The 12,380-nt window shown below is 63.9% G+C and carries 5 protein-coding genes; 4 read left to right on the forward strand and 1 reads right to left on the reverse strand.

Going from position 1 to position 12,380, the window contains the following annotated elements; translation table 11 throughout:
- Positions 1–195: 195 nt before the first annotated feature.
- On the reverse strand, positions 196–678 hold the full coding sequence (locus ASE69_RS11955) for a hemerythrin domain-containing protein (protein ID WP_056486723.1): 483 nt from the start codon (positions 676–678) through the stop codon (positions 196–198).
- Positions 679–1,042: 364 nt separating this feature from the next.
- On the opposite strand from ASE69_RS11955, the gene rpoB reads away from it, so the two are divergent.
- The 4 genes from rpoB to ASE69_RS11975 all read left to right on the forward strand — a co-directional run bounded on the left by rpoB (position 1,043) and on the right by ASE69_RS11975 (position 12,340).
- Positions 1,043–5,197 (forward strand): DNA-directed RNA polymerase subunit beta, encoded by a 4,155-nt coding sequence (gene rpoB / locus ASE69_RS11960; RefSeq protein WP_056051380.1) that lies wholly within the window; start codon positions 1,043–1,045, stop codon positions 5,195–5,197.
- A gap of 131 nt (positions 5,198–5,328) precedes the next feature.
- A complete protein-coding gene (gene rpoC, locus ASE69_RS11965) occupies positions 5,329–9,615 on the forward strand; it encodes a DNA-directed RNA polymerase subunit beta' (RefSeq protein ID WP_056060318.1) in 4,287 nt (1,428 codons plus the stop codon).
- Between the two features lie 560 nt (positions 9,616–10,175).
- Entirely contained in the window at positions 10,176–11,459 is a 1,284-nt protein-coding gene (locus tag ASE69_RS11970) for a glycosyltransferase (protein WP_056486726.1), read from the forward strand.
- A 92-nt stretch (positions 11,460–11,551) separates the two neighbouring features.
- A complete protein-coding gene (locus ASE69_RS11975) occupies positions 11,552–12,340 on the forward strand; it encodes a hypothetical protein (RefSeq protein WP_056486729.1) in 789 nt (262 codons plus the stop codon).
- Positions 12,341–12,380: the final 40 nt, after the last annotated feature.

The raw sequence follows: 12,380 nt of genomic DNA on the forward strand, positions 1-12,380 counted from the left end.
GGTTTGATTGGGGCCACATGCCCCTGAGACCAGTACCACCCCGGCGGAGGCCGGGGCCCAGTCGGGCAACGTTGCTGACGACGGGGAGCGCTTCGTTATTGCCACCTTTCCAACTGGGCCCCGGCCCTCGCCGGGGTGGTAGGTTTTTCGCGGAGGCGCTTGGGAGCAATCATCCGACTAGCCGCCCCGCTCGCCTCAGTGCAGTACCAGCCCACCTGGGCGCACGACGCCGTCGCGCAGCGCGTGGTCATACAGCAACTCCGTCTCCAGCTTCACCTGATGCGACAAGCGATCGAGCATCGACTCCGCCTGCACCCCGAACGCGGCCCAGTCCTTCGGCGAGATCGTCGGCAGCCAGCGGCCGATGAACGCCTTCCAGTCCGAGCGGAGGATATCGAGATCCTCTTCCATCATCGCGATCGTGTCGGCCGAGCAATGCGCCTCCATCGCCACGACGGTGCGATCGATGACCTCGTCCTCGACGCCGAGATGATCGGCGACGGTCACTGCGAGTTCGATCAGCTTGCGCGAGGCGAGCGCGCTCTGGGTGCTCGGCTGCCGCGCGAGCAGGACGAGGTCGGCGCACTGCCCCGCGATCTTCTCGTGATCGTCGATCAGCCGTGTCCAGTTCGCGCGATCCTGGTCGGATACTGTCCGCACTGCGATCCTGTCGTTCATGACGCCGCCTACTCCTTGCGAGGGCCACCCGGTGATACTGGAAATACGCGTTACATCGTGTCAGGGATGCAGATAGCGTCGGCCAGCACCTGGTATCTATAGTATTTCCGGCAGTGCGACCGTGTCGAAACGACCGTTTGACGCAGGCCCCTTTGACATCACGCGGTGCCGCACCTATATCCGCCTTTCACCACAGCATCCGGGAAATGACATGCCGTCGCGCAGCGTGTCGATCGTATTGGATACCGAGGTTTCATACGCCGAAAGCCGCCGCACCTGATGCGCGCGGCCTTTTTGCGTGAACGTGCGTCCCGCTCGGGGGTTCCCGAGCACGAATTTTCGGCTGACGAGGCAAAATAAACCTATGGCATCCAAGGCGATCGAACACGGCACTGCAAAGCGCCGTATCCGCAAGGTTTTCGGCAACATCCACGAAGTCGTGCAGATGCCGAACCTGATCGAAGTCCAGCGCGAGAGCTACGAGCAGTTCCTGCGCTCCGACAAGTCGATCGGCCACGTCTCGGGTCTCGAGAAGACGCTGCGCAGCGTGTTCCCGATCCAGGATTTCGCCGGCACCGCCTATCTCGATTTCGACGACTACGTCCTTGAGCCGCCGAAGTTCGACGTCGAGGAATGCCGCCAGCGCGGGATCACTTACGCCGCGCCGATGCGCGTCACGCTGCGCCTGACCGCGTTCGAGGTCGATCCCGATACCGAGGCCAAGTCGGTCATCGATATCAAGGAGCAGGACGTGTACATGGGCGACATGCCGCTCATGACCGAGAACGGCACGTTCTTCATCAACGGCACCGAGCGCGTCATCGTTTCGCAGATGCACCGTTCGCCGGGCGTCCTGTTCGATCACGATCGCGGCAAGACGCACGCATCGGGCAAGTACCTCTTCGCAGCACGCGTGATTCCGTATCGCGGTTCGTGGCTCGATTTCGAGTTCGACGCGAAGGACATCGTCAACGTCCGCATCGATCGCAAGCGCAAGCTGCCCGTCACGGCGCTGCTCTACGCGCTCGGCATGACGTCGGAAGAGATCCTCAACTACTTCTACAACCGCGTGACGTTCGTCCGCGGCCAGGGTGGCTGGATCGTTCCGTTCCAGGTCGAGAACTGGCGCGGCCAGAAGCCGATGTTCGACATCGTCGATGCGAAGACCGGCGAAGTCGTGTTCCCGAACGGCCAGAAGATCAGCCCCCGCGCTGCGAACAAGGCGTTCAAGGACGGCCTGACCGACCTGTTGATCCCGACCGAGGAAATCTTCGGCCGCTATTCGGCGTACGATCTGATCGACGAGTCGACCGGCCGCATCTACATCGAAGCCGGTGACGAAGTGACCGCCGAGAACCTCGAACTGCTCGACCAGGCAGGCATCGAGCGGCTCGACCTGCTCGACATCGATCACGTCGCGACGGGTCCGTGGATCCGCAACACGCTCAAGGTCGACAAGGCCGAAGAGCGCGAGCAGGCCCTCAGCGACATCTACCGCGTGATGCGTCCCGGCGAGCCACCGACGCTGGAGACGGCCGAGGCATTGTTCTCGGGTCTGTTCTTCGATCCGGATCGCTACGACCTGTCGGCTGTCGGTCGCGTGAAGCTCAACATGCGTCTCGACCTCGACGTCGAGGATACCGTGACGACGCTGCGCACCGAGGACATTCTCGAGGTCATCAAGACGCTTGTGAACCTCAAGGACGGCAAGGGCGAAATCGACGATATCGACAACCTCGGTAACCGTCGTGTCCGCTCGGTCGGCGAGCTGCTCGAGAACCAGTACCGCGTTGGCCTGCTCCGCATGGAGCGTGCCGTGAAGGAGCGCATGTCGTCGGTCGACGTCTCGACCGTCATGCCTAACGACCTGATCAACGCGAAGCCTGCGGTTGCCGCGGTCCGCGAATTCTTCGGCTCGTCGCAGCTGTCGCAGTTCATGGATCAGACCAACCCGCTGTCGGAAGTCACCCACAAGCGTCGCGTGTCGGCCCTTGGACCAGGTGGTCTGACGCGTGAGCGCGCGGGCTTCGAAGTCCGCGACGTTCATCCGACGCACTATGGCCGCATCTGCCCGATCGAGACGCCGGAAGGCCCGAACATTGGTCTGATCAACTCGCTGGCGTCGTTCAGCCGCGTCAACAAGTACGGCTTCATCGAGACTCCGTACCGCAAGGTCGTCGACCACAAGGTCACCGACGACGTCGTGTACCTGTCGGCAATGGAAGAGGCCAAGCACACGATCGCGCAGGCCAACGCCGAGCTCGATTCGTCGAACGGCTTCGTCGAGGAACTGGTGTCGTCGCGTCAGGCTGGCGAATTCCTGATGGCGCTGCCCGACAACATCACGTTGATGGACGTCAGCCCCAAGCAGCTCGTCTCGGTCGCCGCATCGCTCATTCCGTTCCTGGAAAACGATGACGCCAACCGCGCGCTGATGGGCTCGAACATGCAGCGTCAGGCCGTGCCGCTCGTTCAGGCCGAGGCGCCGTTCGTCGGCACCGGCATGGAAGAGACGGTTGCGCGTGACTCTGGTGCAGCGATTTCGGCCAAGCGTGCGGGCATCGTCGACCAGGTCGACGCGGCGCGTATCGTGATCCGGGCAACCGGCGAGATCGATGCCGGCAAGTCGGGCGTCGACATCTACACGCTGATGAAGTTCCAGCGCTCGAACCAGTCGACCTGCATCAACCAGCGTCCGCTGGTGAAGGTGGGCGATGCGGTCCGTGCCGGCGACGTGCTCGCCGACGGCCCGTCGACCGAGTTCGGCGAGCTGGCGCTGGGTCGCAACAGCCTCGTCGCGTTCATGCCGTGGAACGGCTACAACTACGAGGATTCGATCCTGATCTCCGAGCGGATCGTGAAGGACGACGTGTTCACGTCGATCCATATCGACGAGTTCGAGGTGATGGCTCGCGATACCAAGCTTGGGCCTGAGGACATCACCCGCGATATCCCGAACGTCGGCGAGGAAGCGCTTCGCAACCTCGACGAAGCGGGCATCGTCTACATCGGTGCAGAGGTCGAGCCGGGCGATATTCTCGCCGGCAAGATCACGCCGAAGGGTGAATCGCCGATGACGCCGGAGGAGAAGCTTCTCCGCGCGATCTTCGGCGAGAAGGCCAGCGACGTGCGCGATACGTCGCTTCGCCTGCCGCCGGGCGTGTCGGGTACGGTCGTCGACGTTCGCGTCTTCAACCGTCACGGCATCGACAAGGACGAGCGCGCGATGGCGATCGAGCGCGAGGAGATCGAGCGCCTGAAGAAGGATTCGGACGACGAGCGTTCGATCCTGAACCGCGCGACCTGGTCGCGTCTTCGCGAGATGCTGCTCGATCAGACCGCCACCTCGGCGCCGAAGGGCGTCAAGAAGGGCGTCGTGATCGACATGGATCTGCTCGACAGCGTCGACCGCCACGAGTGGTGGAAGTTCGCGGTCGCCGACGACAAGGTCCAGAGCGATCTGGAAGCGGTCAAGATCCAGTATGACGACGCCGCCAAGCTGATCACGGACAAGTTCCACGATCGTCGCGAGAAGCTGGAGCGTGGTGACGAGCTGTCGCCGGGCGTGCTGAAGATGGTCAAGGTGTTCGTCGCGGTGAAGCGCAAGCTGCAGCCGGGCGACAAGATGGCCGGCCGTCACGGCAACAAGGGCGTCATCAGCCGCATCCTGCCGGCGGAGGACATGCCGTTCCTTGCCGATGGTACGCCGGTCGATATCGTGCTCAACCCGCTGGGCGTGCCGTCGCGCATGAACGTCGGGCAGATCTTCGAGACGCATCTGGGCTGGGCTGCACGTGGCCTGGGTCAGTCGATCACCGCGGCTCTCGAGACGTGGCGCGAAGAGAATCCGGACGCCAAGCCGGGTGCGATGCCGGAGGCGGTCCGCGATCGCCTCAAGACGGTGTACGGCGAGCAGTATCACGCCGAGATCGATGCCCGCACGGGTGACGAGATCGTCGAGCTGGCCAAGAACCTGAAGGGTGGCGTGCCGATGGCGACGCCGGTGTTCGATGGTGCCCGCGAAGCCGATGTCTCGGCGATGCTGGCGCTGGCGGGCCTCGACACGTCGGGTCAGTCGGACCTGTTCGACGGCCGCACCGGCGATCAGTTCGATCGCAAGGTGACGGTGGGCTACATCTACATGCTGAAGCTCCACCATCTGGTCGACGACAAGATCCACGCACGGTCGATCGGGCCGTACTCGCTCGTCACGCAGCAGCCGCTGGGTGGTAAGGCGCAGTTCGGTGGGCAGCGCTTCGGCGAGATGGAGGTCTGGGCACTCCAGGCCTACGGCGCGGCGTACACCTTGCAGGAAATGCTGACGGTGAAGTCCGATGACGTGGTCGGCCGCACCAAGGTCTACGAGGCGATCGTCAAGGGCGACGACACGTTCGAGGCCGGCATCCCGGAGAGCTTCAACGTGCTCGTCAAGGAAATGCGCTCGCTCGGCCTGAATGTGGATCTGAAGCAGTCGGAGCCCGGCTTCGACAGCGACGGCATCCAGATCGCGGCGGAGTAAGCCTCAACTCCTCCCCTCCCGCTTGCGGGAGGGGTCGGGGGAGGGCCTGTCCCCGCAGGCACCACCCCGAGAGGCTACGACATCCCCTCCCCTAGCCCCTCCCGCCATGCGGAAGGGGAATGGAGAATAAAATGAACGAGATGACCCCCTTCGCCAATCCGGTCGCCAAGACCGAGACGTTCGACCAGATCCAGATCGGCATCGCGTCCCCGGACAAGATTCGTTCGTGGTCGTTCGGCGAGATCAAGAAGCCCGAGACCATCAACTATCGCACGTTCAAGCCTGAGCGTGACGGCCTGTTCTGCGCGCGCATCTTCGGTCCGATCAAGGACTACGAGTGCTTGTGCGGCAAGTACAAGCGCATGAAGTACAAGGGCATCGTCTGCGAGAAGTGCGGCGTCGAGGTTACCGTCTCGAAGGTCCGCCGCGAGCGGATGGGCCATATCGAGCTCGCCGCACCGGTCGCGCACATCTGGTTCCTGAAGTCGCTGCCGTCGCGCATCGGCCTGCTGCTCGACATGCAGCTGAAGCAGCTCGAGCGCGTGCTGTACTTCGAGGCGTACATCGTGATCGAGCCGGGCCTGACCCCGCTCGAGAAGTACCAGCTGATGACCGAGGACGAGCTCCTCGACGCGCAGGACCAGTATGGCGAGGACGCGTTCTCGGCCGGTATCGGTGCCGAAGCGGTCCGCATCATGCTCGAATCGCTCGACCTCGTCGGTGAGCGTACCGCGCTGCTCGAAGAGCTCGCGGTCACCAAGTCCGAGCTGAAGCCCAAGAAGATCATCAAGCGCCTGAAGGTCGTCGAGAGCTTCATCGATTCGGGCAATCGCCCCGAGTGGATGATCCTCGAGGTCGTTCCGGTCATCCCGCCCGAGCTGCGCCCGCTGGTGCCGCTGGACGGTGGTCGTTTCGCGACGTCGGATCTGAACGATCTGTATCGCCGCGTGATCAACCGCAACAATCGTCTCAAGCGCCTGATGGAGCTTCGCGCGCCGGACATCATCGTCCGCAACGAGAAGCGCATGCTCCAGGAGGCCGTCGACGCATTGTTCGACAATGGTCGCCGCGGTCGCACGATCACGGGCGCCAACAAGCGTCCGCTGAAGTCGCTGTCCGACATGCTCAAGGGCAAGCAGGGCCGCTTCCGTCAGAACCTTCTCGGCAAGCGCGTCGACTATTCGGGTCGTTCGGTCATCGTCACCGGGCCTGAGCTGAAGCTGCACCAGTGCGGCCTGCCGAAGAAGATGGCGCTAGAGCTGTTCAAGCCGTTCATCTACGCGCGTCTCGATGCGAAGGGTCTGTCGATGACCCTGAAGCAGGCGAAGAAGTGGGTCGAGAAGGAGCGCAAGGAAGTCTGGGATATCCTGGACGAGGTGATCCGCGAGCATCCGGTCATGCTGAACCGTGCGCCGACGCTTCACCGTCTTGGCATCCAGGCGTTCGAGCCGGTTCTGATCGAGGGCAAGGCGATCCAGCTTCACCCGCTGGTCTGCTCCGCGTTCAACGCCGATTTCGACGGCGATCAGATGGCTGTGCACGTCCCGCTGAGCCTTGAGGCCCAGCTCGAAGCACGCGTCCTGATGATGTCGACGAACAACATCCTGTCGCCCGCCAACGGCAAGCCGATCATCGTTCCGTCGCAGGATATGGTCCTCGGTCTCTATTATCTGTCGATGATGAAGGAGAACGAGCCGGGCCAGGGGATGCTGCTCGGTGACATGGCCGAAGTGCATCAGGCGCTGAACGCCCAGGCGGTCACGCTGCACACCAAGGTCATCAGCCGCGTTCCGCAGACCGACGAGAAGGGCAAGCAGTACCTCAAGCGGTACGAGACGACCCCGGGCCGCATGCTGCTGGGCGAGTGCCTGCCGCACAGCCACAAGGTGCCGTTCGACACCGTCAACCGCCTCCTCACCAAGAAGGACGTGGGCGACGTGATCGACGAGGTCTATCGTCACACCGGCCAGAAGGAGACCGTGTTGTTCGCCGACGCGATCATGTCGCTCGGCTTCCGCCACGCATTCCGTGCCGGCATCTCGTTCGGCAAGGACGACATGATCATTCCGGACGCCAAGGTTGGTCTGGTCGACGACACCAAGGCGCTCGTGAAGGACTTCGAGCAGCAGTATCAGGATGGTCTGATCACGCAGCAGGAGAAGTACAACAAGGTGATCGACGCCTGGAGCCGTTGCGGCGACCAGGTCGCGAACGCCATGATGGACGAGATCCGTGCGGTGAAGGTCGACGAGGAGACCGGCCGTGAAAAGCCGATCAACTCGATCTACATGATGGCCCACTCCGGTGCTCGTGGTTCGCAGGCGCAGATCAAGCAGCTTGCCGGTATGCGCGGCCTGATGGCCAAGCCGTCGGGCGAGATCATCGAAACGCCGATCATCTCGAACTTCAAGGAAGGCCTGACCGTCCTTGAGTACTTCAACTCGACCCACGGCGCTCGTAAGGGCCTCGCGGATACGGCGTTGAAGACGGCCAACTCGGGCTACCTGACGCGTCGTCTGGTCGACGTGTCGCAGGATTGCGTCATCATCGAACCGGATTGCGGCACGACCCGCGCGCTGGAGATGAAGGCCATTCTGCAGGGTGGTTCGACGATCGCAAGCCTCGGCGAGCGCATTCTCGGTCGTACGACCGCGGAAGACATCGTCGATCCGAAGACCGGCAAGGTCGTCATCCCGTCGGGCACGCTGCTCGACGAGCCGATGATCACGACGATCGAAGGCCTTGGCACGCAGTCGTGCAAGATCCGCAGCCCGCTGGTCTGCGAGTCGAAGATCGGCGTCTGCGGCAAGTGCTACGGGCGCGATCTCGCCCGCGGTACGCCGGTCAACATCGGTGAAGCTGTCGGCGTCATCGCCGCGCAGTCGATCGGTGAGCCGGGCACGCAGCTGACGATGCGTACGTTCCACATCGGTGGTGCGGCGCAGCTCAACGAAACGTCGAACCTCGAGGCGCATGCCGACGGTACGGTGCAGTTCCGCGATCTGCGTATCATCGTCGACCAGCGTGGCCGTCGCGTGGTGCTCAGCCGCTCGGGCGAAATCGCGATCGTCGACATGGACGGCCGCGAGCTCTCGGTCGATCGCATCCCCTACGGTGCGTACGTGCTGTTCGACGATGGTCACATCGTGTCGCGCGGCGATCGGATGGCCGAGTGGGATCCGTTCACCATGCCGGTGATCACGGAGAACCCGGGCACGATCAAGTATGTCGACCTGATCGAGGGCAAGACGCTCACCGAGCAGACCGACGAAGCCACGGGCATCGCTCAGCGCGTCGTGATCGAATATCGTGCGGCGACCAAGTCGAAGGAGGATCTGCGTCCGCGCATGACCCTGCTCGACGAGACGTCGGGCGAGACCGGTCGTTACATGCTGGCGATCGGCGCGACATTGTCGGTCGAGGATGGCGCACAGGTGTTCGGCGGCGACGTCGTGGCCCGCGTCAGCCGCGAAAGCGCCAAGACGCGCGACATCACCGGTGGTCTGCCGCGTGTTGCCGAGCTGTTCGAGGCGCGTATCCCCAAGGACTCGGCGATCATCGCCAAGATCTCGGGCCGCGTGGTGTTCGGCAAGGACTACAAGGCGAAGCGCAAGATCGGCATCCAGCCTGAGGATGGCGGCGACGTCGTCGAGTATCTGGTGCCGAAGTCGAAGGTCATCGACGTCCAGGAAGGCGATTACGTCAAGCGCGGCGACAACCTGATCGGCGGCTCGCCCGATCCGCACGACATCCTCGAGACGATGGGCATCGAACCCCTCGCCGAGTATCTCGTGTCGGAAATCCAGGAGGTCTATCGTCTCCAGGGCGTGAAGATCAACGACAAGCACATCGAGACGATCGTTCGTCAGATGCTGCAGAAGGTCGAGATCACCGACGGCGGCGATACCACGCTGCTGAAGGGCGAGCAGGTCGATCGCGAGGAAATGGACGCGACCAACGAGAAGCTCGAGAAGAAGCAGACCCGCGCACAGGGCAAGCCCATCCTGCTCGGCATCACCAAGGCGTCGCTGCAGACCCGCAGCTTCATCTCGGCGGCATCGTTCCAGGAGACCACCCGCGTCCTCACCGAGGCAGCGGTCCAGGGTAAGCAGGACATGCTGATGGGCCTGAAGGAGAACGTGATCGTCGGCCGGCTCATCCCGGCAGGCACCGGTGCAGGCCTCAACCGCCTGCGTGTCGTGGCCAACAGCCGCGACGCCGCGATGCGCGTCCAGCAGCGCAAGATGGCGGAGGTGTCGATCGTGGCACCGATGTCGGCTGCCGACGAGCATGCTGCCGAACTGGCACGCTCGCCGCGTGACGCAGGCGGCACGGGTGAGGATCCGCTCGCAGCGGTCGTAACCTCGGGCACCGGCACCGACGCGGATGCCGGCGAGTATCTGAACGAGACCGAGTAATCGGTTTCGTCAGACGCCTTCCGCGCTGACTAAGGAAAAGGCCGCCGTCCGGGATACCGGGCGGCGGCCTTTTTCGTTTTGGGCCACAGATGCAGAGAAGTGCTGATCGACCTTCGGAGTTTTGCAGGGCTTCAGTCCAGAATTTCCCCGTCGGTTTGATAGGTTCGGGGGTACAGCTGTCAGGCAAACTGTTTCCCCGCGGAGGCGGGGATCCAGACTGGGCTCCCGCCTTCGCGGGAGAACAAGAAGGTGCCGCCGTCGAACTGCGGGTCGGCTCTTACTCGCGAGGGATACCGACGCGGTCCGGCGTCCCCCGTTCTGCAAGACAAGTCTTTCGATTTGCGCCACCGTGGATGCTGGAACTTGTCCGGCATGACGCGGAAAATGCGGATCTGGCGGTCCGAACTGACCGTAGGTCGGCCCCCGCCGCCAGCACATGTGGCTTCATGCCGTGCACCACGGCGTCGGCAATTTCGCCGCAATAAATGAGTCGCATTCCCGCTGTACGGCTGCGGCAGGTGCCGTCGAAATTAGCGGCGGGGAAGGACCATACGGACCCGATGCGAAAGATCGTCCTCGCCACGATCGGCTCGCTCGGCGACCTTCATCCCTTCATTGCGATCGGCCTCGCTCTTAAGGTTCGTGGGTTCACGGTCGTGCTGGCGGTTCCTGCCGATCACGTCGCCAAGGTCGAAGCCGCAGGCCTCACCGGCGTGGCGATCGTCGGAGGGTTCGACGCGCTGACCGAGACGTTGGGCATGCCGCCCGACGAGGTCGCAAAGCGGATCATGGCGGATCAGACCTATCTCATGAACCGAATCCTGATGCCGTGGCTGGCCGACAGCACGACGGCGCTCGACGACGCCATGGAGGGGGCAGTCGCGCTAGTCGCCTCGTTGTTCGTGTTCGCCGCGCCGATCGTCGCGGAAGCGCGGGGCGTGCCGCTGGTCAACGTCCTGCTCCAGCCGATGGCGACCTTCTCCGCCTATGCGCCTCCCCGCACGCCTGACTTCGCGATGATGGCCCACGCACCGACCGGGCCGATCGGCCGTGCCTGGAACCGGTCGGTGTACCGGGTCATGCTCGGCGTGCTGCGACATCGGTATGGACGCACCGTCGATGCGGTTCGCAAGACACGCGGCCTGCCGCCGTCACGCCAGGCGTTGCTGCTCGAGACGCCCGCGAGCGCAAACCTGACCTTGTGCTGCTATTCGCCGGCCATCGCACCGCGCCAGCCTGACCTCCCCGACATCGCGCGCGTCACCGGCTTTGCGATCTTCGACAGCGACTCGGGTGCGCCCGAAACGCTTGACCCTGCGCTAGAGGCGTTCCTCGCTGCCGGCCCACTGCCGCTGGTCTTCACGCTGGGATCCTTTGCGACGTTTGCACCGGGCAACTTCTACGCCACCGCAGCGGCGACCGCGCGAACACTGGGCCTGCGCGCGGTACTGCTGACCGGCAGCGACGATCAGGCAGCAGCGAGCGAACACGTGCATGTCTGCCGCTATGCGCCGCACTCGCTGCTGTTTCCACGGGCGTGTGCGATCATCCATCACGGTGGCGCAGGCTCCACCGGCCAGGCGCTACGGGCAGGCAAGGCGCAACTCGTCGTCCCGCACATGGGCGATCAATACGACAACGGGCACCGCATTCAATCGATCGGAGTCGGCAAGACGCTGTCGTCGAAGCACTTCACGATCGCGCGTGCTGGTGCTGCGATCACCGCCATCCTGACCGACCGGATGCGCGAGACGGCCGCGCAGGTCGGCGCGCAGGTTGCGCGGGAGAACGGCGCAGAGGCTGCTGCAGACGCGATCGCGGCGCTCGTCGTTGTGCGCGGCTGACTTGGTCGACAGTTTTCAGGGATCATGGTGACAAAAAGATCATCGACGCCGGGCGTTGCCGTCGCGCCTTGGCGGGGCTAGGCGGACTGCCGATGCGATCGGCGTACCATCCTTCGTCGATCGAGACGCGCGGTTCGACCCGACGGCGGAGCGGTGCGTTCATACTGACCGTCATCGCGCATGTCCTGATCCTGCTACTGCTGTTGCGACTGGCGCCCTCGGTTACCTCAAAGCCCGAGGAGCGCCGCGAGCCGGTCACCTTCCAGATCGCCCCGGATCAAACTGCGCCTACTCCTCAGAAGCGGACGCCGTCACCGACTAAGGCAAAGCGTGCGAGCGGCGGATCGCCGCAGCGTGCCGCACCCAGGGTCCCGTCCGCACAGGCGCCCCCTGCCCCGCCGACATCGCCGCCACCGCTGCCGATCAAGATGCTCGGCGGGATGGAGATGTTCGATGCTGCCGATATCTCGAAGATGCCGTCGCACCCAGACGACCAGCTCGCCGGCGGTGACGGCGGCAGCGGGTCGGGCAAGGGCAAGGACAGCGGTTCGGCCTATGGTCCTGGTGAAGGCCCGGGTGGCGAGCGGCTGTACAAGGTCGAATGGTATCGCCGGCCAACCGATGCGGAACTCAACGGGTACCTGAAAAGCCCGCCGCCGCCGAACAGTTGGGCGAAGATCGCCTGCCGGATGATCGCGAACTACCAGGTCGAGAATTGCCGTGCGCTGAGCGAGTCGCCCGTCGGCTCGGGACTGGCCCGCGCGATGCGTCAGGCCGCGTGGCAGTTCCGCGTCCGTCCCCCGCGGGTGGGCGGGAAGCAGATCCTCGGTGGCTGGGTGGAGATCGATATCGAGTTCAATTCCGGGAGAGCACCGGACTAGGCAAGCCCTTGATCCTCCCCCGCCAGGGGGAGGTGGCACC

The sequence above is a fragment of the Sphingomonas sp. Leaf208 genome (assembly GCF_001421415.1).
GTDB lineage: Bacteria > Pseudomonadota > Alphaproteobacteria > Sphingomonadales > Sphingomonadaceae > Sphingomonas.